The sequence below is a fragment of the Carnobacterium inhibens subsp. inhibens DSM 13024 genome (assembly GCF_000746825.1).
GTDB classification, from domain to species: Bacteria; Bacillota; Bacilli; order Lactobacillales; family Carnobacteriaceae; genus Carnobacterium_B; species Carnobacterium_B inhibens.
Window position 1 is genome coordinate 42,153 of the sequence record NZ_JQIV01000006.1, and the last position, 21,165, is coordinate 63,317.

The window sequence follows — 21,165 nt, forward strand, 5'->3', positions numbered from 1 at the left end:
TAATGAAAATTTTATTATCCGGTGGAGGAACTGGTGGACATGTCTATCCAGCACTCGCACTAATGCGTCGAATACAAGAAGTAGATCCAACAGCCGAATTTTTATATGTCGGAACAGAAAAAGGATTAGAGAGCAGAATTGTAAAAGATTATGGTATTCCTTTTGCATCTGTAGAAATAAAAGGATTCAAACGCTCGCTGTCTCTTGATACTTTTAAAACGATTCAGCTGTTTATTAGTAGTATTAAGCAAGCAAAAAAAATTGTTAAAAACTTTCAGCCTGATGTCGTTATCGGAACTGGAGGGTATGTATGTGCCCCTGTAGTATATGCTGCATCAAAGTTAGGAATTCCTAGCGTTATTCATGAACAAAATAGCGTTGCAGGTATAACAAATAAATTTCTTGCACGTTATGTGACCAAAATTGCCATTTGTTTTGAAGAAGCAAAAAATGACTTTGCTAAATATGCTGAAAAGGTTGTTTTTACTGGTAATCCTAGAGCACAAGAAGTAAGTAATGTACAAAAAAAAGCAGCTTTAGAAGCTTACAATTTGGATTCAGAAAAACCAACGGTATTAATTTTTGGTGGAAGTAGAGGAGCCAAAAGAATCAATGATGCATTTATCGAAGCTTTGCCTATGTTAGCTACTAAAGACTATCAAGTTTTAATGGTTACTGGTGATGTACATTATGAAAAAATTAAAAATCAGTTGACTCAAATCAATAATGACAAATTTAATGTCTCAGTTGTATCTTACATTTCCAATATGCCAGAAGTATTTACTACTGTTTCACTAGTTGTTTCAAGAAGTGGGGCTACGACATTGGCAGAACTTACAGCATTAGGTTTGCCAAGTGTATTGATTCCTAGTCCGTATGTTACGAATGATCATCAAACAAAAAATGCAGAAAGTTTAGTCAATAAGCAAGCTGCAACGTTAATAAAAGAAACAGAACTAACTGGTGAAAGTTTAGTTCAAACATTGGATGAACTAATGCTAAATCCGGAAATGCGCCAGGAAATGGCCGGAAATGCTAAGCAAAGTGGTATGCCTTTTGCTTCTGATACATTGATTGAAGTAATAAACCAAATAGTTAAAAAATAACTTTTAGAAAGGAGGATAGGTGCATGAACAAGAAAAAAAAGAATCAATCATCATTTAAGTTGCATCTGCCTCCATTCAAAAAAGTTGGAACGAGTAAAACAACTAATAATGGTAATCAATCTTTTTCTGTTAACAAAAAGAAAGAGCAAGTAAGTAAAAAGCCTCAATCATTAGAGCACACGTTACCAAAATTAAAAAAGCAACGTCAAAAAAATCTTCTTACACGGTTGATTACGCTTATTTTATTATTTTCATTTGCAATTTTAATAGTTGTATATTTTATAAGTCCTTTAAGTAAGGTAGACATGGTATCTGTTAGTGGTACAAAAGAAGTAGCAGATCAAGAAATAATTGATGTCAGCCAGATTAAATCCGGGAAAAATCTATGGGGAATTTTCTTCGAAAGAAAAAATATCTCTAAAATGGTCTTAGCTGATTTGCCACAAGTAAAAGCTATGGAGATTTCTTTGAGTGGATTAAATGACTACACTATAAAAGTTGAAGAATATAAAACAGTGGCTTATTTAGCTGAAGACAATAAGTATTACAATATTCTAGAAAATGGCAAAATTGTAAATGAAAGTAGAAAAGTATCAATAGGAAATCCTCCAATATTCAAGAACTTTGAAGAAAATAAAGCTTTAATTTTAATGATTGATCAATATAAAGCGATTAATGAAACGACTCAAAATAGTATTTCAGAAATTGAGTATACTCCTGACGATATTGATGACTATCTTATTAAAATCTACATGAACGATGGAAATGAAGTAATTGCTTCTATTCCTTCTTTTGCTGAAAAAATGGTTTATTATCCTGATATGGTGAAAAAAATTGGGGATCAAAAAGGAACTTTTAATATAGAAGTAGGCGCATATTTTTCTCCTTTTCAATACAATGACAAGAAAAAAGATGAAGAGAATGCTCAAAAAACAACTCCTGAAGAAAATAGCGTTGAAATCGATTTAGAAGAAGCAGGAGAGTAGCATTAAATAACGAAATTTCTTTTGTATAATTACAAAAAAATACTGAAATACTTCGTAAATTGAGAATGCATATGGTAAAATTAGTATTAATTATAGTTTTTAATAAAAAAGATGATACAGGAGGTTTCAATGAATGGGAAATACTGAAATGTATGTAAGTCTAGATATTGGAACCACTTCAATAAAAGTAGTTGTAGCTGAATACATCAATGGACAAATGAATATTATTGGAGTAGGAAATGAAAAATCAGAAGGCTTAAATCGCGGAATTATCGTAGACATCGATAAAACTGTACAATCAATTAATAAAGCTATTAAACAAGCTGAACAAAAAGCTAATGTGGATATTTATAATGTTATTGTTGGAATTCCAAGTAATTCTGTTGAAATAGAAGCTTGTCACGGAATGATAGCAGTATCAGGAGAAAATCGTGAAATCACTGAAACAGATGTCCAAAATGTTTTGGCAGCTGCAATGGTCAAATCGGTTCCTCCAGAAAGAGAAATTTTGACTATATTACCAGAAGAATTTATTGTTGACGGATTTGATGGAATCAAAGATCCAAGAGGAATGATTGGCGTTCGATTAGAAATGCATGCTATCATGATCACTGGACCAAAGACCATTTTACATAACACAAAACGTTGTGTTGAAAAAGCTGGTTTAAACATTCAAAATATTGTCTTACAACCTTTAGCTGCTAGTAGTATAACAATGTCTAGCGGAGAAAGAGATTTTGGTACCATCCTTGTTGATATGGGAGGCGGTCAAACAACTGCTTCAGTTATGCATGATCACCAATTGAAATACACTTATGTAGATCAAGAAGGCGGAGATTACGTAACAAAAGACATATCCGTTGTATTAAATACTACTGTTGAAAACGCAGAAAGAATCAAGCGTGATTATGGATACGCTTTGCCAGAAGAAACTTCTCAAGAAGAAAAATTTCCAGTAGAAGTGATTGGCAAGAACCAACCAGTAAAAATTGACGAACGCTACTTATCAGAAATTATTGAAGCTCGGTTGGTTCAGATTTTTGAAAAAATCAAGACTGAGTTAGATAAAGTAGGAGCAAGAGAATTGCCAGGGGGACTTATTATAACTGGTGGAGCTGCTGCTTTGCCTGGTATAGTAGAACTGGCTGAGGATATTTTTGAAATCCCAGTGAAATTATATATACCAAATCAAATGGGTATGCGTTACCCTACATTTACTACAGGAATAGGCTTGATTCAACACGAAGCTAATTTAGATGAAATTCATCAGATAGTGAAAGAATATCAATTAGGAATTGCTAAAAATGAAGATACATCTCATCATACTAAATTAGAGTATCCTTCAGACCATATTGAAGATAGTTCTTTAGAATTTAAAAAAGTAAAACCTATCAAAAAAGAAAAGAAAAGTGAAGACAAATGGAGTTCTAAAGCTAAAAGCTTTATCTCAAATTTCTTTGATTAAATAAATGCATTCAAATTGTAGTAGGAGGAAAACGGAATGGACTTAGAATTTGATACAAACCCAGCTAATGGAGCAATCATTAAAGTAATAGGTGTTGGTGGAGCTGGTAATAATGCTGTAAACCGCATGATAGATGAAAATGTACAAGGTGTAGAATTTATCGTAGCAAATACTGACCTACAAGCTTTAGCAGGTTCAAATGCTGAAGTTAAAATCCAACTTGGGCCTAAATTGACTCGTGGATTAGGAGCTGGTGCAAATCCTGAAATCGGACGTAAAGCAGCTGAAGAGAGCGAAGAACAAATTGCTGAATCATTGCGTGGAGCTGATATGATTTTTGTAACTGCTGGTATGGGCGGCGGTACTGGTACTGGTGCTGCGCCAATCGTGGCTCGAATTGCTAAAGAACAAGGGGCTTTAACAGTTGGGGTCATTACTAGACCATTTACTTTTGAAGGACCAAAACGTGGACGTTTTGCTGCAGAAGGTGTAGCACAAATGAAAGAACACGTAGACACTCTAGTGATTATTTCTAATAATCGCTTATTAGAAATCGTTGACAAGAAAACGCCGATGCTTGAGGCTTTCCATGAAGCGGATAATGTTTTACGACAAGGTGTACAAGGAATTTCAGATTTAATTACTGCACCTGGATATGTAAACTTAGATTTTGCCGATGTAAAAACGGTTATGGAAAACCAAGGTTCAGCATTGATGGGAATCGGTATGGCTAGTGGTGAAAATCGTACAGTTGAAGCGACTAAAAAAGCTATTTCTTCTCCTTTATTAGAAGTTTCAATCGATGGAGCAGAATCTGTATTGTTAAATATCACTGGGGGATCTGATTTAACATTATTCGAAGCTCAAGATGCTTCAGATATCGTTTCAGCAGCCTCTACGACAGAAGTAAATATTATTTTTGGTACTTCTATTAATGAAAACTTAGGTGATGATGTTATCGTAACCGTTATTGCGACTGGGATCGATACAACTAAAGCAAAAGAAGTAAAACCACAAACAAGTGATAGAAACAGAAATGCTTCTACACAAAGAATTGTGCCTGAAACATCAGCTACACAATCTGACCAAACAAAAGATCCATTTGGCGACTGGGACATTCGCCGTGAACCTAGTTTGCGTGAGCAAAGAGCCAAAGCTCCATCAGATGACCTAACTCAGCAAAATGAAAAACCAGAATTTGATATTTTTAAACGTGAAGAAAAGCAAGAACAAGATAATCACTCTGAAGAAGATAATCTTGATACTCCACCATTCTTTAGAAGACGCCGTAAATAAAAATGAATTCTGTTAAAAAAAATTGTGGTGAAATCGAACGCAAGTTAGGTTTATCATTAAAAAGAGTTGGTCGCGAACGTTCTAGTGTACAAGTTATAGCAGTAACTAAGAGCGTCTCCAGTAAACAAACAAGAGCTGTAATTGAAGAAGGGTATATTCATCTTGCAGAAAACCGTCCTGAGGGCTTAGCATTGAAGCAAGAAGAAATCGACGATGACTGTCTGATTTGGCATTATATTGGGAACCTTCAGACCAGAAAAGTAAAAAAAGTAATCAATTCTATTGATTACTTTCATGCTCTTGATCGTTTGTCGTTAGCAAAAGAAATTGAAAAAAGAGCTCAAAAGACAATTTTTTGTTTTGTTCAAGTAAATGTGACGGGCGAAGATTCTAAAAGTGGGTTAAGCCCAGATGAATTGACTGAATTTATTGTCAGCCTTTCACAGTATACTAAGATAAAAGTAGTCGGCTTAATGACTATGGCACCGTTGGATGCTAGTGAGACAATTATCCGATCAGCTTTTATTCAATTAAGAGAATTACAGGAAATGATTAAAAAAAAGAATCTTTCGTATGCACCCTGTACTGAACTTAGTATGGGAATGAGTAAAGATTACACAATTGCTGTTGAAGAAGGAGCAACTTTTGTTCGAATTGGAACGTCTTTTTTTGACTAATAATCGATTTCGATAAAATTGGAATTGATTTAAAAGGAGGACTTTGAATGGGTATGTTAACTAATTTTTCTCAGTTTTTTGGCTTAAACGACGAGGAAGAATTCGAGTTAGAACCAGTAGCTGATCATCAGCAAGAAAAAGTAGTAAATAGAGCAAAGAAAAATGAATTAAAGCAAGAAGTAAAGAATCAAAAAGCATTTAATACTCGACGTGAACCAGCAGCAACAAATAAAGTTATTTCAATGAAAAATCCGGATATTTCACATCAATCAAAAATTGTTGTTTTTGAACCAAGAGTGTATTCTGAAGTTCAAGAAATTGCTGACTTATTGCTTGCTAATCAATCTGTTGTATTAAATTTCACTCGTATTGAAGAAGACCAAGCTAAAAGAATCGTTGACTTTTTGACAGGTACGATTTATGCCATTAATGGAGACATTCAACGTATCGGAGACGAAATTTTCCTTTGTACACCTAAGAATGTTGAAATCGATGGAATGCTATCGGATATTACGCAAGAAAAAGATTTTTATTAAAGAAAAGAGGAAAAAGAATAGTGGTTGATTTTATTTCATTACTTTATGTTGTGCTTGTAAAAGCAATAGATATTTATTCTACCCTCATTGTTGTTTATATCTTAATGTCTTGGTTACCTGGAGCTTATCAATCAAAATTTGGCCGTTTATTAGGAACGATATGTGAACCTTATTTAGGCTTTTTTAGAAGGTATATTCCACCAATTGGAATGTTCAGTATTTCAGGAATCGTTGCACTGGTGGTTTTAAATCTAGCTAAAGGTGGATTATTTTCCCTCTTTAGACTAATTTTGAATGTTCTATATTAAATGAAGGAGGTGTTTTTCTTATGATTGAAAATGTTTATCAACATTTTAGAAAAGAAGAGCAACCCTTTATTGATACAGTCATTGGTTGGATAAGAAGCGTAGAAGATCAGTATACTCCTTATTTAACAAATTTTTTAGATCCTCGTCAATTGCATATCGTTAAGACAATAGTTGGAAAAAATAATGAGATTACAATTCATTCTTTTGGTGGATATGAAGCGGCAGAGAGAGTAAGAGCTTTTATCTGTCCTGCATATTTCACACCAACACAAGATGATTTCGAAATTAGTATTTCTGAAATACGGTATCCTACAAAATTTGCAACGTTATCACATGGCAAAGTATTAGGTACCTTACTTTCAACGGGACTAAAAAGAGATTACTTTGGTGATATTGTTTCAGATGGGGTACGTTGGCAAGTATTTGTTGAAAAAACTACTATTAATTATGTAGAACAACAAGTTATCAGTATTGGTAAGGTTTCGGTCCGAATGGAAGAAAAAAAATACACGGATATTTTAATACCGATAGATAATTGGACTATTGAAAGTGAAACAGTATCATCCATGCGTTTGGATACGGTCGTTTCTAGTGTGTTTAAGATTTCTCGACAACGAGCAAAACAAATGATTGAATCTGGTAAAGTAAAATTAAATTGGGTAGAATTAAGTCGTCCCGATTTTGAGATTGGTTTATTAGATATTGTTTCAGTTCGCGGGTATGGACGATTACAGGTACAAGAAATTGAAGGTAAAACTAAAAAAGATAAATGGCGTCTTCAATTAGGCGTTTTGCATAAATAAGGATGAACTCATTTACTTGTAATAGAGTTTATGATAATTTAGTAGTAAAGCACGTTAAATTAAAAAAATGGAGGTGTCTTATATGGTGTTGACTCCCTTAGATATACATAACAAAGAGTTCCCTGTCAAGATGCGAGGCTACGATCAAGATCAAGTAAACGATTATTTAGATCAAATCATTAAGGACTACGAAATGGTTTTAAAAGAAAAACGTGAGTTAGAAAAAAGTTTGCAATTTTCTGAAGAAAAAGTAGGACACTTCAATAATTTGCAAGATGCCTTAAACAAATCAATTATCGTCGCACAAGATGCAGCGGATAGATTGAAAGAAAATGCAGCTAAGGAAGCGAACATTATTCGTCTTGAAGCAGAAAAAAATGCGGATCGTTTATTAGATGAAGCTGTTTCGAAAGCTAGAAAAATCACATCTGAAACAGATGAATTGAAAAAACAAAGCCGAGTCTTTAAACAACGATTACAAATTATGATAGAATCACAATTAGAAATGGTCAAAAATTCTGAATGGGATGATCTATTAAGACCTACTGAAGAAGAGACCCTTAATATTCCTACCTTGAAAGAAATATTATCTAGTGTGAATCAGGCTGAAACTCAATCAACAGCTACGGATACTGAACCAAGTAATGAAGTAAATGATGAGTCATCTGAAGTGGTAAAAGTAGTTAGCACTGATGGAACAGAAGACAATAACGATGCACAAGAAACTTCAATTGAAGGAACATTGCCAGCAATTGAATTACCTAAATAAATAAAACTAAAGCAGAGAATGGAACAGAAAAACGATAGAATACTAAACTAAGCGAGTTAGCGAATAGTGAAAGCCTAACAGTCCCTTCTATTTGTAAGATCCTCCATGAGTGTCAATTTGAATTAAAGTAAAGTTGACCGTTTAATTGGCGTTACACAATTACTTAAGAGAAGAAAAACTTATTTTTTCTTCTGAATTTGGGTGGTACCACGAAGATTTCGTCCCTCTGGGGAAGGAGTCTTTTTTTTGTGGAATGAAGAAAAGTTGCAATTGGCCCATCTCAGCTGTATGATGAGCTTGATATTTTTTTAGGACAGATATAAATTATAAAGAATAAGGGGTAGATCTTTGATGAAAATGAAAGAAACATTACAATTAGGCAAAACAAAATTCCCAATGCGTGGAAATTTACCAGTACGCGAGTTAGAATGGCAAAAAAACTGGGAAGAATTAGATATTTATGGACAACGTCAAAAAATAAACGAAGGCAAACCAACATTCGTCTTACATGATGGCCCACCTTATGCAAACGGGAACATTCATATCGGACATGCGTTAAATAAAATCAGCAAGGACATTATAGTTCGTTATAAATCAATGTCTGGATTCCGCTCTCCTTACGTTCCTGGTTGGGATACTCATGGTCTGCCAATTGAACAAGCATTAACAAATAAAGGTGTAAAACGTAAAGAAATGAGTATTTTTGAATTCCGTAAACTATGTGAAGAATATGCATGGGAACAAGTGAATAAACAAAAAGAAGATTTTAAACGCTTAGGGGTTGCTGGCGAGTGGGATCATCCATACGTAACACTTACTAAAGAATATGAAGAAGCACAAATTCGAGTATTTGGAAAAATGGCTGAAAAAGGTTATATCTATAAAGGTTTGAAACCCATTTATTGGTCACCATCTAGTGAATCTGCTCTTGCAGAAGCCGAAATCGAATATAAAGATGTTAAATCAGCTAGTATCTATGTAGCATTTAAGGTAGTTGACGGCAAAGGTCTAATTGATGAAGACACTTCTTTTGTGATTTGGACAACGACTCCATGGACTATTCCATCAAATCTTGCCATTACTGTTCATCCTGAATACGATTATTCAGTTGTTGTAGCTGACGGGAAGAAATATGTTGTAGCAAAAGATTTGATTGAAACAGTGACACAAGAAATTGGTTGGAATCAAGTTGAGACGATTCAAGAATTAAAAGGAAAAGAATTGGAATATATGACAGCTCAACACCCAATGTATGATCGTACTTCTTTAGTGATCCTTGGAGATCATGTGACGCTTGAAGCTGGTACAGGACTTGTTCACACAGCTCCAGGACATGGGGACGATGACTTTATCGTTGGACAAAAATATAAATTAAGTGTATTGTCTCCAGTTGATAATAAAGGATGCTTTACAGATGAAGCACCAGGATTAGAAGGTATTTTCTACGATGATGGTAATAAAGTAATCACAGAGTGGTTGAAAAAAGAAGGGGCATTATTAAAATTAAACTTCTTTACTCATAGTTACCCGCATGACTGGAGAACTAAGAAACCGGTTATTTTCCGTGCTACACCGCAATGGTTTGCTTCTATTGATAAGTTTCGTGGAGACATCTTAGAAGCTGTTGAAGGGGTCGAATGGGTTCAAAAATGGGGTATGCAACGCTTGTATAACATGGTTCGTGATCGTGGAGATTGGGTTATTTCGCGTCAACGTGCTTGGGGAGTACCGTTACCAATTTTTTATGGTGAAAATGGCGAAGCCATCATTACGCCTGAAACGATTGAACATGTAGCTTCTTTATTTGGAGAATTTGGTTCAAATGTTTGGTTTGAACGTGAAGCAAAAGACTTATTGCCAGAAGGTTTCACTCATCCTTCAAGTCCAAACAATATTTTCACAAAAGAAACAGACATTATGGATGTTTGGTTTGACTCTGGATCATCCCATGAAGCTGTCTTAAGAGCAAGAGAGAATTTAACTTTCCCAGCAGATATGTATCTTGAAGGATCAGATCAATACCGTGGATGGTTCAATTCAAGCATTACAACCAGTGTTGCCATCAATGGAGAAGCTCCTTATAAAACAGTTCTCTCTCAAGGAATGGTTTTAGATGGTGACGGCCGTAAAATGAGTAAATCTATTGGCAATACGATTGCACCAAGCAAAGTTATCAAACAAATGGGAGCTGACATTATTCGCTTGTGGGTCTCTAGTGTAGATACTCAAGCAGACGTGCGTGTCAGTGATGAAATTTTGAAACAAGTATCTGAAGTGTACCGTAAGATTCGTAATACAATGCGTTTCTTATTAGCAAATACAGCTGATTACACACCTTCAGAAAATAGTGTTGTTTTTGAAGATTTGCGTTCAGTAGATAAATATATGATGATTCGTTTAAATCAATTGGTTGAAAAAGTAGAAGGACATTATGAAAGATATGAATTTTCTTCTATCTATCAATTAATCAATAACTTCTGTACAGTTGATTTATCTCAGTTCTACTTGGACTTTGCTAAAGATGTGGTTTATATCGAAGCTGAAGATGCTTACGAACGTCGTGCAATGCAAACTGTCTTCTATGAAGTATTGGTAAAATTAACAAAATTATTAACACCAATCTTACCTCATACAGCTGAAGAAATTTGGTCATTTTTAAGTGAATCAGAAGAGTTTGTTCAATTAGCTGATGTGCCTGCTATTGACAGCTATGAGAATGAAGCTGAATTAATGGATATGTGGAATGCATTTATGGATGTTCGTGATGTGGTTCAAAAAGCACTTGAAGAAGCACGTAATGAAAAAATCATAGGGAAATCTTTTGAAGCAAAAGTGACCCTTTATCCTACAGAACAAACAAAAGATCTATTTGTTTCATTGAATAGTAATTTAGCTCAATTATTGATTGTTTCAGATTTAGAAATAGCAGAATCGATTGATAAAGCACCAAGTTATGCTACCCGTTCTGAATCTGTCGCAGTAGTTGTAGAACATGCCCACGGCGAAACTTGTGAAAGATGTCGTGCAATTAAAGAAGATGTGGGTTCTAATCCAAATGCTCCTACACTTTGTGCTCGTTGTGCAGCAATCGTTGAAGAACATTTTCCAGAAGCATTAGTTCCAGAAGCTGAATAAAATTTATATGAAAAATGTGTATTCAAGAGATTGTCCTTGAATACACATTTTTTATTGTATTTTAAAATGAGGATGGGTAAAATAAGAAAAAAGCAGGAGGTACAGTTAAATGGAATTAGAGTTGATCAAGGTACATGGATCAGAAAACGAATTTTTTATTTTAGATGAAACAGTATTAGAAAGAACATTGAGCGAAGATGAGCTGGTTTCTTTAACTAAAATTATTACAGATCGCAATGAAGGACTTTTAAATGGAGCAGATGGTGTTCTTTTAGTCGGGGCTGCAAAGCATAAAGCAACTGGCGAAAGCATGAGAGTTATCAATTATGACGGCAGCGAAGCCAGCATGTGCGGCAATGGATTAAGAACTGTTGCTCGTTATCTTTCTGAAAAACACAACCAAGATGAGTTGGTGGTTGAGACGATGCATGCAGATCTCCATGTAAAAAAAGCAGAAGACTTAGGAAAAGATATTCAAACTTTTCAAGTAGAGATTTCCCCGGTATCTTTTAATGTAGATGCATTGCCTTTTAATTGGGCAGATGAAACTTTTATTGATCAAGAACTGCCTGAATTAGCACCTGGGCTGCGTTTTTCTGCCGTAGCAGTACCAAACCCTCATTTAATTAGTTTTGTCGATCATAAAACAATGGAAAGCTCACAGCTTAAAGAACTAGCAACTTATTTAAATGGAGCAAATCCTTATTTTCCTGATGGAGTGAATGTTAGTTTCGTCGAAGAACTAGGCAATCAAAAAATATTTGTTCGTACATTTGAAAGAGGAGTAGGTTTTACAAATGCTTGTGGTACAGCAATGGCAGCCAGCAGTTTAATGTATGTATTATTAAAAAGCGGTAAATTAGAAGAAAAAGTTCAAGTGACTAATCCGGGTGGCATGGTTCAAACAATCGTTCATCAAAAAGAGGATGGAACTTATTGGATGGATCTAATTGGCAATGCAACGTATCTTAGCAAGATTTCTATTTCACTAAAAGATATTTTAAATCATCAGCTAGCCAACAATAAACAAATAAGGTTAGATGAAAATAAAAATTACCATGATTTTATAAAGCATATTTCCGATATTAATATAAAGTGATTCATTTCTGAAAATGTCTCTGTTAAAGCAAAGTAAACCCTTGCAAAAAGAAAAACCCTGAGTTATAATAATTTTGTAATCGATTTTATTACTTTAAGAAAATAAGTAGTCAAAAAAGAATCAATTGCAAAATGAATTAGCGGAGGTACAGGAATTATGGAAAAAGGTACAGTTAAATGGTTTAATAGTGAAAAAGGTTTTGGATTTATTGAAGTTGAAGGCGGAGACGATATATTTGTACATTTCAGTGCAATTACAGGCGACGGCTTTAAATCATTAGAAGAAGGCCAAGCAGTTGAATTTGACATTGTTGAAGGAAACCGTGGAGCTCAAGCTGCAAACGTTGTAAAACTATAAGTCAGCTAATGATAATTCTTTGTTATAAGTGTAAACGATAAAAAAATTGTTTTTAAATAATAGAGAGTATATTAAAGCACCAACAGATTTTTAATCTGTTGGTGCTTTTTTTTATAAGATAAAGTGTTGAAAGGGTAATCATTTTCAGAAATTGCACAAAGTTATTGACATTATATTTGAATACATTTATTATTGTTAGCGTGCTAACAATTTTGGGTCGCTGTTATTGAGTCAATAGAAGATAGAGGTGAGATAGATTTTTACTAATGATAATAGTAAAAAAAGGGAAATAGGAATGGAAATGCGGAAGTTAATGAATTTCATCCATCGCAGAATAGAGTCGAGTAAGCCAATAGGCAATGAACAATGTACTAAGGTACAAGGGATGATCATTGCTTTTTTAGGTAGTCATAAAGAGAAAGATGTTTTTCAAAAAGATATTGAAACAAAATTTTCAATGCGACGCTCAACTACTTCAACAATGCTGAAAAGTATGGAAGAAAAAGGATTTATTGAACGCATTTCTAGTGAAAAAGATGCACGAGTCAAAAAATTACAGCTATCAGAAACAGGGAAAAGTATGGTTGAAGAAGTAAACAGTGAAATACAAAGGATCGAAAAATTGTTAACAAATGGTTTAACTGAAGAAGAGATGGATCAGTTTTTTGAAATTATCCAAAAAATGCAACAAAATATGTCTGAAGCTCAAGTTAAAGCTGAAACTGAAGATAAATGATTATTTAAAGATATGAAGGAGAACGACTATGCTGAAAATACTAAAGTATTTAAAACGAAAAGAATGGCTAATGATTTTATGTAGTGTCATCTTTATCGTTGCTCAAGTTTATTTAGATTTGGAATTACCCGAATGCATGTCTAAAATTACTGAGCTTATTCAAATTCCAGGATCAAAAATGGAAGATATATTCAAAAATGGTGGATTTATGATGTTATGTGCTTTAGGTAGTTTACTAGCATCTTTTGTAACAGTGTTTTTTGTTTCAAAAGTAGCAGCAGGGCTATCACGCACAGTAAGAAAAGAAGTATTTACAAAAGTTGAAGGATTTTCAATGGAAGAAATCAATCATTTTTCTACTGCAAGTTTGATTACTCGTTCTTCAAATGATGTAACACAAATACAAATGGCTATGTCGCTAGGGTTGCAAGTATTGATCAAAGCACCTATTATGGCTGTTTGGGCCATTACAAAAATAATGGATAAATCTTGGGAGTGGACTCTTTCAACAGCTGGTGCAGTAGGAGTATTATTACTTATCATCAGTATCATAGTAATATTCGCTTTACCTAAGTTTAAAATTATTCAAAATTTAACGGATAATCTTAACCGGGTTACTCGCGAAAACTTAACTGGATTACGTGTGATTCGTGCATACAATGCAGAAGCTTTTGAAGAAGAAAAATTTGGAGAAGCTAATAATAAATTAACAAAAACAAACTTATTTATTACTAGAATTATGGCCATTATGGGGCCTGGGATGTCATTGATCATGAGCGGATTAAGTTTAGCTATTTATTGGATAGGTGCATACTTAATCAATGATGTTCAACTAGTGAATCAATCAAGTGCTCTAGAACGTATCAGTTTATTTAGTGATATGGTTGTATTCTCTTCATATGCTGTTCAAGTTGTTATGTCATTCATGATGTTAACGATTGTATTCATTATTGTACCGCGTGCTGCAGTATCAGCTGGACGTATTTTAGAGGTCTTAAATACAAAAGAAACTATCAAAGATGGAAACTTAACACAATCTGATAGTGATCAAAAAGGAACAATCGTATTTGACAACGTAACCTTCCAATATCCAGATGCTACTGAGGCCATATTAGAAAATATTTCCTTTACAGCAAATAAAGGTGAAACGGTTGCTTTTATCGGTTCTACGGGTAGCGGAAAGAGTACACTCGTTAACTTAGTACCCCGCTTCTTTGACGTAACAAGTGGAGCAATCAAAATCAATGGCCATGATATTAAAGAATATACGCAAAAACACTTGCATTCTCTAGTTGGTTTTGTTCCGCAAAAAGCGTTCTTATTTAGTGGGACGGTTCGTTCAAATGTGAGTTATGGAGATGCTGGTCATGAAGTTACAGATACTGACATGAAAAAAGCAATTGAAATAGCGCAAAGTAGTGATTTCGTTGAGAAAATGGAAGGCGGATATGATGCTTCTATTGCTCAATCAGGTAGCAATGTATCTGGTGGACAACGTCAACGTTTAGCCATTTCACGTGCTATTTCACGCAAACCAGAAATCTTAGTGTTTGATGATTCATTTTCAGCATTAGATTACAAAACTGACCGTATTTTACGTGCAGCACTAAATACAGAGTTAGCAGATACAACAAAATTAATTGTTGCTCAACGTATTGGTACGATTCGTGATGCAGATAAGATCATTGTTTTAGAAGAAGGAAAAATTGTTGGAATTGGTACACATCAAGAATTGATGCAAACATGCGAAGTCTATCAAGACATTGCTTATTCTCAACTTTCTAAGGAGGAATTAGCAGGTGAGTAAAAAAACAGCAACTCCAGCAAGAGGACTTAAGGGACCTATGGCAGGAGGAAAACCAGATAATTTCAAAGAATCTATCGGTAAATTAGCCAATTATTGTAAAACATATATGTGGTATATTATCATCGCATTTATTTTTGCTATTATCGGTACAGTATTCAATTTAGTGGGTCCTGATCGTCTTAGTGAAATTACAGATGTGATCACTGAAGGTATCACAGGTGAAATCGATTTAGAAAAAATTAAAAATATTGCTTTGTTATTAGTTACATTGTACATTCTTGGAGTTGTTTTATCTTATTTCCAAGGTTTTATTATGGCAACTGTAACTCAAAATGTAACCAAAAAATTGCGTACAGACATTTCATCAAAGATTAATCGTCTGCCATTACGTTATTTTGACAGTAATAATCATGGAGATATTTTAAGCCGTGTAACAAATGATGTCGATACGATCGGTCAAACATTAAACCAAAGTTTAGGTCAATTAGTGACGGCTATCAGCTTGTTTGTTGGTTCATTGATCATGATGTTTTATACAAATGTACCTATGGCTATTGCTGCTATTTTATCAACTGTTCTAGGTTTTGCGTTAATGCTCACGATTATTAAACAATCTCAAAAATTCTTTAGCCAACAACAAAAAAGTTTAGGAGAACTAAATGGTCATGTAGAAGAAATCTATACTGGACATAATATTGTAAAAGCTTTTAATGGTGAAGAATCTGCTATTAAAGAATTTAATGAAATCAATGATACATTATTCGATAGTGCATGGAAATCGCAATATATTTCTGGTCTAATGATGCCTTTAATGAATTTCATTGGGAACTTTGGATATGTAGTTGTGTGTGTAGTAGGAGCTTATTTAGCGTTTAATGACCACATTACTTTTGGTGTGATTGTTGCCTTTATGATGTATATCCGTTTCTTTACGCAACCTCTTTCTCAGATCGCACAAGCTTTTACAAGTTTACAATCGGCTGCAGCTGCTAGTGAACGTGTTTTTAACTTCTTAGAAGAAGAAGAATTAGAAGTTGAAACAGGAAAACCAACTTCATTAGGTACGGTCAAAGGAAATGTAACATTTGATCACGTTAAGTTTGGTTACAATCCTGATCGCTTAATTATTAATGACTTTTCTCTAGAAGCTAAAGCAGGGCAAAAAATTGCAATCGTAGGTCCTACAGGTGCTGGTAAAACGACATTAGTAAACTTATTGATGCGTTTTTACGAAGTGAATAGTGGAGAAATCTACATTGACGGAACACCGATTTCTAGTGTGACACGTGGAGCTTTACATGAACAATTCTGTATGGTATTGCAAGATACATGGTTATTTGAAGGAACAGTAAGAGAAAATATCGTCTACAGCAAACAAGGAGTAAGCGATGAAGCAGTTATCAATGCTTGTAAAGCAGTCGGTGTTCATCACTTTATTCAAACCTTGCCGCACGGTTACGATACGATTTTAGATGATACAACAAGTTTGTCAGCTGGACAAAAACAATTAATGACGATCGCTCGTGCTATGGTAGCAGACGCACCATTATTGATTTTGGATGAAGCAACAAGCTCAGTTGATACACGTACTGAAATCATTATTCAAAATGCGATGGATCACTTGATGAATGGAAGAACTTCATTTGTTATTGCACATCGTCTATCTACAATCAAAAATGCAGATTTAATTATTGTGATGAAAGACGGAGATGTAGTAGAAAGCGGAAACCATGAAGTGTTATTGGAACAAAATGGTTTTTATGCTGATCTTTACAACAGTCAATTCGACCAAGAAGAAGAATAAAACACAAAAAAGCCGTTCAAGAAAAATTTCTTGAACGGCTCTTTTTTTGCTTCTTTATTAAGTTAGTTATTTTTAACCTTTACGTCTTCCAACGATAAGAGAAAAAATAAAGATTAAAATAATTGCTCCAATTAATGCTGGAATAATTGCGAAACCACCAATTATTGGACCAAAGTCGCTCAATAATGAACTACCAATCCATGAACCGATAAACCCAACGATAATGTTTCCGATAATACCTCCTGGTACATCTTTACCAACTATCATACCAGCGATAGCTCCTAAAATTCCACCTACAATTAATGACCAAATAAATCCCATGTTCTTGTCCTCCTTCAAAAAATGTTTTTCTTTATTACACTTATTAGTATAGTCACATTCTGTACACATATCAAATGATATGCACTTCACACAAATATGCATGTAGAAAAACACGAGGAACAAAAAAGTAATAGCTGTTACTTTTTGTTCCTCGTGCTTTAATTTTTAGCTTTTATCTGTAGTAAGTTCCAACAATTTATCTCGTAAAGAGGTTTCCATAACAGAAAGTTCACGTTCTGCTTCTTTTCGTTTAACACGACCGTCTTGTTGAATTTGCAGTGTCTCTTGTAAGGTCTCAATCAAATCATTTTGTGTTTGTTGTAACGTCTCAATATCAATGATACCACGTTCGTTTTCTTTTGCAGTTTCAATAGAAGAAATTTTCAGCATCTCGGAGTTCTTTTTCATCAAATCATTCGTCGTCTCAGATACTTGTCGTTGAGCAGTAACTGCATCTTTTTGACGAAGAAGAGTAAGAGCAATCGCAATTTGGTTTTTCCATAGAGGAATAGCCATATTGATAGAAGATTGAATTTTTTCTGCTAACGCTTGATTGGTATTTTGAATCAAACGAATTTGAGGAGCTTGTTGGATTGTCATTTGACGCGCTAACTTCAAATCATGTGTCCGTTTTTCTAATCGATCTAAAAATTGATTTAAATCATTAACTGTTTGTACATCCATTTGGTTAGTGCTTGTTTCAGCTTTTTTAACAGCTTCTGGAATAAGAGTGTTAAGTAATTCGTCAATTTTCAATTCCCCAGCAGCAATATAAATATTTAAGGCATCAAAATAATCTTTATTCTTTGTGTAAAGTTGTTCTAGCATTAAATTATCATTTAATAGACCAGCTTTTTCTTTATCTAATTTCACGGAAATTTTATCAATTTGAGCACCAATTTTTTGGTATTTAGCTGTCATTTCATAAATCGACTTTTTTACACGACCAAAGATTTTTTTGAATACATTGCTGTCTTCAGCTCGTAAATCTTCTGGATTAGCTTCATTCAAGCGATACATTAAATCATTTAAGGTATCGCCAATTTCTCCCGTATCTTGGTTTTGAACATGGTTCAACATAGAATGCGAAAATTCTCCAAGTTTTTGTTGAGCAGCTGATCCATACATCATGACGGATTGAGCGTTTGTTACATCAATTTGTTCCGCTAGTGAACGAGCTTGCTCTTGACGTTCTTTAGGTAAACTATCAATTAAACGAGGTACTTGCTCTGTTTGAACCATTTCTTTTTCAATTTGTTCTTGCTTTTGTAATACAGGAGCATTTGTCGATACATCTCCAAATGGATTAGCTAATAAACTTTCTAATTCAGAATCAACTTCTTTAACTGTAGAAGGTTGATTTAGTGCTTCTTTCTCTTTGTCCATCTTACCATCTCCTTAAAGATTATAATTCTTCTGACTCAATTGATTGTGTATGTCCATTATCGCGTTCAATAGCTTTCTTTGCAAGTTCTACCTCTATGGCCATATCTTCAAAATCATCAGATTTGAAAAGAACATAATCTTCCGCAATCAATTGGCACATTTCATCAATTGTAGAGGCACTTTCGTCAAGAATATCAAATGTTGATTTATTTTTTACTTCATGTTGGCTGATTTCTAAATATTTATCTGTCAAATCTGTTAAAGAAGGAAGATGAACGTATAAAAATTTATCTACTTCATGCAAACGATTCGGTTCTTCAGTGATGCCTTTAAATAAAGACTTAGCTAATTTGATGGTATTGTTGCGTTTTTCAATTGCTTCAAGTTTAGAAACGCCAACGAAGTTTTTTTCTAAACGCAATAATTTCAGTTTTGCAGTATGCATTGTTTCTCTAAAAAATTGAATTTCTTCTTTAGACATTCCTTTAGATTTGTAAAAAGCTTCTTTTTCAGGAGATAACCGTTTTAGTTTTTTAGTAGACGATGAGTTATCCGTCATAGATTGCTTATAAACAAAGTAAGCGCCAATTGCTAAACTGATGATCAATGACCAAAAGAGACCAAAACGGAACAGAAAGTAAATGACTAAAAAGATTAAAAGAGTCGTCATACTTGTCAAAGTGTAATAAAAAATGTCCCCTAAATTTTTGATGTTTTTATTCATACTATTCACTCCATTAGTTTATTTTTTTGTTTTTTTAAGTTTTATTTTCTTATTCTTATTTTAGCATAAATACTTGTAAAACTCCTATCGGACCTAAGGACGATTTCTTGCTACAACTAATGCAGTGGGAAGGATCACGAAAGATCATTAGATTCATAGTAAATTGGAAGATGAGTGAGGATAAATAGCTATTAGCTTTAGACTTAATTGAAAAAAAAGCGTGAGGAAGGTATGATAAGACATAGAAAAGCTTATAAGGAGGAATGTTAAGTGGAATTTGAAGAAAAGACACTGTCCAGTCAAAGTATCTATAAAGGAAATTTAATTGACTTTGCAGTAGAGACTGTTCAATTGCCTAATGGAAAAACAGCTAAAAGAGAATTGGTCAAACATCCAGGTGCAGTAGCTATTATGGCTATTACGGATGATGAGAAAATGATATTTGTCAAACAATACCGAAAAGCTGTTGATCAAGTATTACTGGAAATACCTGCTGGGAAAATTGATTCCACAGATAAAAGCCCTTTAGAAACTGGTAAAAGAGAACTTGAGGAAGAAACAGGTTTAAGTGCTGAGATATTCGAATTGGAAACGTCATTCTTTACGTCACCAGGTTTTGCCAATGAACTAATTTATATTTATACAGCTCGTGAATTGACACAAGTTGAAACACCACGCGCACAAGATGAAGATGAATTTATTGAATTAGTCTATTTAACTTTTGATGAAGCTTGGGATGCTTACGAAAAACACTTGATTTACGATGCTAAAACAGTATATGCTCTTATTGCTTGGAAATTAAAAAAAGCAGCTGAGTAATAGAAAGGATGATTTTTGTTAGATGAATCCAAAAACGAGAGCAGAAATCAAAAAAGAAAATCAACTAAAAGAAAAAGAAAGAAAAAAAAGAGATAAAGAACGAGAACGAGTTGAACGTGAGTACCAAAAGCAAATGGAAAAAGAAGGTGTCGTGACCAAAAGTCGTAAAAGTGAAAATGAAAAAATTCGCGATAGAGGACGTAAGCTAGACAGAATCATTCTTGTAGTGGCGGCATTATTGATTATTGTTTTAGCTATTGTATGGTTTTGGTAAAGAAGTAATCATTTAGACTAGAGAGGAAATAAATAATGAGAATTGGAATTATTGGTGCAATGCAAGAGGAAGTAGCTGTATTAAAAACGAATATGAAAGACAAAAAAGAATGGACAGAGGCGAATGCCTCATTCACATCTGGGATGATAGAACAGACTGAAGTGGTTTTAGTGCAATCTGGAATTGGAAAAGTTAATTCTGCAATTGCTGCAACTTTATTATTCGCTAAACATGAAGTTGATGCTATTGTGAATACAGGTTCTGCAGGAGGGATTGGAGCAGGTCTAGCCGTAGGAGATGTTGTTATTTCAACAGAACTTGCTTACCATGACGTGGATGCTACTGTATTCGATTACGTCATCGGACAAGTTCCTCAAATGCCTGCTCGGTACCCAGCAGATCAAACTCTTGTAAAGCAAACCGTTGAGGCAGCTGAAAAAGTTGGGTTAAAAGCAAAACAGGGATTAATTCTTACAAGTGATTCTTTTGTAGCGGATAAAAAAATTGTGGATCAGATCAAACTACATTTTCCAGAAGCTCTGGCTTCTGAGATGGAAGGGGCAGCGATTGCTCAAGTTTGCTACCAATTCAATAAACCATTCGTTATTGTAAGAGCTATGTCAGATGTAGCTGACGAAGAAGCGGGTATAAGTTTTGATGAATTTATTATTGAAGCAGGTAAAAAATCTGGTGAAATGGTAATAGAATTAATCAAAAATTTAGCTTAAATCAAAAAAACGAAGAATCATGAGTTTGA

The 21,165-nt window shown here is 34.2% G+C and carries 21 protein-coding genes and 1 other annotated feature; of the genes, 18 read left to right on the forward strand and 3 right to left on the reverse strand.

From position 1 onward, the window contains the following. The first annotated feature begins 2 nt into the window (after positions 1-2). From murG to BR65_RS01465, 15 genes are all read left to right on the forward strand, one after another. Complete coding sequence (murG, locus tag BR65_RS01395; RefSeq protein ID WP_023177387.1) at positions 3-1,106, forward strand: undecaprenyldiphospho-muramoylpentapeptide beta-N-acetylglucosaminyltransferase; 1,104 nt, start codon at positions 3-5, stop codon at positions 1,104-1,106. Positions 1,107-1,129: 23 nt separating this feature from the next. Further along, complete coding sequence (locus BR65_RS01400) at positions 1,130-2,092, forward strand: cell division protein FtsQ/DivIB (RefSeq protein ID WP_023177389.1); 963 nt, start codon at positions 1,130-1,132, stop codon at positions 2,090-2,092. A 133-nt stretch (positions 2,093-2,225) separates the two neighbouring features. Then, a complete protein-coding gene (gene ftsA / locus BR65_RS01405) occupies positions 2,226-3,557 on the forward strand; it encodes a cell division protein FtsA (protein ID WP_034536415.1) in 1,332 nt (443 codons plus the stop codon). Between the two features lie 36 nt (positions 3,558-3,593). Next, positions 3,594-4,853, forward strand: a complete 1,260-nt coding sequence (gene ftsZ, locus BR65_RS01410) for a cell division protein FtsZ (RefSeq protein ID WP_023177393.1) — start codon at positions 3,594-3,596, stop codon at positions 4,851-4,853. Between the two features lie 2 nt (positions 4,854-4,855). After that, positions 4,856-5,530 (forward strand): YggS family pyridoxal phosphate-dependent enzyme, encoded by a 675-nt coding sequence (locus BR65_RS01415; protein WP_034536416.1) that lies wholly within the window; start codon positions 4,856-4,858, stop codon positions 5,528-5,530. A gap of 47 nt (positions 5,531-5,577) precedes the next feature. After that, on the forward strand, positions 5,578-6,066 hold the full coding sequence (locus BR65_RS01420) for a cell division protein SepF (RefSeq protein WP_034536417.1): 489 nt from the start codon (positions 5,578-5,580) through the stop codon (positions 6,064-6,066). Between the two features lie 20 nt (positions 6,067-6,086). Then, positions 6,087-6,374, forward strand: coding sequence for a YggT family protein (locus BR65_RS01425; protein ID WP_023177398.1), 288 nt, complete (start codon positions 6,087-6,089; stop codon positions 6,372-6,374). 20 nt (positions 6,375-6,394) lie between these two features. Then, positions 6,395-7,177 (forward strand): YlmH family RNA-binding protein, encoded by a 783-nt coding sequence (locus tag BR65_RS01430; RefSeq protein WP_034536419.1) that lies wholly within the window; start codon positions 6,395-6,397, stop codon positions 7,175-7,177. Positions 7,178-7,259: 82 nt separating this feature from the next. Continuing rightward, positions 7,260-7,946 carry a DivIVA domain-containing protein gene (locus BR65_RS01435; protein ID WP_034536420.1) on the forward strand — a complete coding sequence of 229 codons (687 nt, stop codon included), beginning with the start codon at positions 7,260-7,262 and terminating at the stop codon, positions 7,944-7,946. Positions 7,947-7,951: 5 nt separating this feature from the next. After that, positions 7,952-8,175: a binding site (T-box leader), on the forward strand. Between the two features lie 122 nt (positions 8,176-8,297). Beyond that, a complete protein-coding gene (ileS, locus tag BR65_RS01440) occupies positions 8,298-11,081 on the forward strand; it encodes an isoleucine--tRNA ligase (RefSeq protein WP_023177403.1) in 2,784 nt (927 codons plus the stop codon). Between the two features lie 109 nt (positions 11,082-11,190). Further along, complete coding sequence (gene dapF, locus BR65_RS01445) at positions 11,191-12,180, forward strand: diaminopimelate epimerase (RefSeq protein ID WP_023177404.1); 990 nt, start codon at positions 11,191-11,193, stop codon at positions 12,178-12,180. Between the two features lie 156 nt (positions 12,181-12,336). Next, the gene (gene cspD / locus BR65_RS01450) at positions 12,337-12,537 is read left to right on the forward strand and encodes a cold-shock protein CspD (protein ID WP_023177406.1); all 201 of its coding nucleotides are present in this window, start codon (positions 12,337-12,339) and stop codon (positions 12,535-12,537) included. Between the two features lie 295 nt (positions 12,538-12,832). Then, positions 12,833-13,273: a MarR family winged helix-turn-helix transcriptional regulator gene (locus BR65_RS01455; RefSeq protein ID WP_051932611.1), complete on the forward strand. Its 441-nt coding sequence runs from the start codon at positions 12,833-12,835 to the stop codon at positions 13,271-13,273. Between the two features lie 28 nt (positions 13,274-13,301). Next, a complete protein-coding gene (locus BR65_RS01460) occupies positions 13,302-15,080 on the forward strand; it encodes an ABC transporter ATP-binding protein (RefSeq protein WP_034536421.1) in 1,779 nt (592 codons plus the stop codon). A gap of 37 nt (positions 15,081-15,117) precedes the next feature. Further along, entirely contained in the window at positions 15,118-16,884 is a 1,767-nt protein-coding gene (locus BR65_RS01465) for an ABC transporter ATP-binding protein (protein ID WP_034538566.1), read from the forward strand. 72 nt (positions 16,885-16,956) lie between these two features. On the opposite strand, the gene BR65_RS01470 is transcribed toward BR65_RS01465, so the two are convergent. The 3 genes from BR65_RS01470 to BR65_RS01480 form a co-directional block, all read right to left on the reverse strand. Beyond that, positions 16,957-17,205, reverse strand: coding sequence for a GlsB/YeaQ/YmgE family stress response membrane protein (locus BR65_RS01470; protein ID WP_007724863.1), 249 nt, complete (start codon positions 17,203-17,205; stop codon positions 16,957-16,959). Between the two features lie 165 nt (positions 17,206-17,370). After that, positions 17,371-18,591 carry a toxic anion resistance protein gene (locus BR65_RS01475; RefSeq protein WP_023177412.1) on the reverse strand — a complete coding sequence of 407 codons (1,221 nt, stop codon included), beginning with the start codon at positions 18,589-18,591 and terminating at the stop codon, positions 17,371-17,373. Between the two features lie 19 nt (positions 18,592-18,610). Continuing rightward, positions 18,611-19,315, reverse strand: a complete 705-nt coding sequence (locus BR65_RS01480) for a 5-bromo-4-chloroindolyl phosphate hydrolysis family protein (protein WP_051932613.1) — start codon at positions 19,313-19,315, stop codon at positions 18,611-18,613. Positions 19,316-19,585: 270 nt separating this feature from the next. On the opposite strand from BR65_RS01480, the gene BR65_RS01485 reads away from it, so the two are divergent. The 3 genes from BR65_RS01485 to BR65_RS01495 are packed head-to-tail and all read left to right on the forward strand — an operon-like array spanning position 19,586 to position 21,136. Then, positions 19,586-20,134 carry an NUDIX hydrolase gene (locus tag BR65_RS01485; RefSeq protein ID WP_034536422.1) on the forward strand — a complete coding sequence of 183 codons (549 nt, stop codon included), beginning with the start codon at positions 19,586-19,588 and terminating at the stop codon, positions 20,132-20,134. Between the two features lie 22 nt (positions 20,135-20,156). Next, positions 20,157-20,408 (forward strand): cell wall synthase accessory phosphoprotein MacP, encoded by a 252-nt coding sequence (gene macP / locus BR65_RS01490; protein WP_023177419.1) that lies wholly within the window; start codon positions 20,157-20,159, stop codon positions 20,406-20,408. Between the two features lie 35 nt (positions 20,409-20,443). After that, complete coding sequence (locus BR65_RS01495; RefSeq protein WP_034536423.1) at positions 20,444-21,136, forward strand: 5'-methylthioadenosine/adenosylhomocysteine nucleosidase; 693 nt, start codon at positions 20,444-20,446, stop codon at positions 21,134-21,136. The last annotated feature ends 29 nt before the right edge of the window (positions 21,137-21,165 follow it).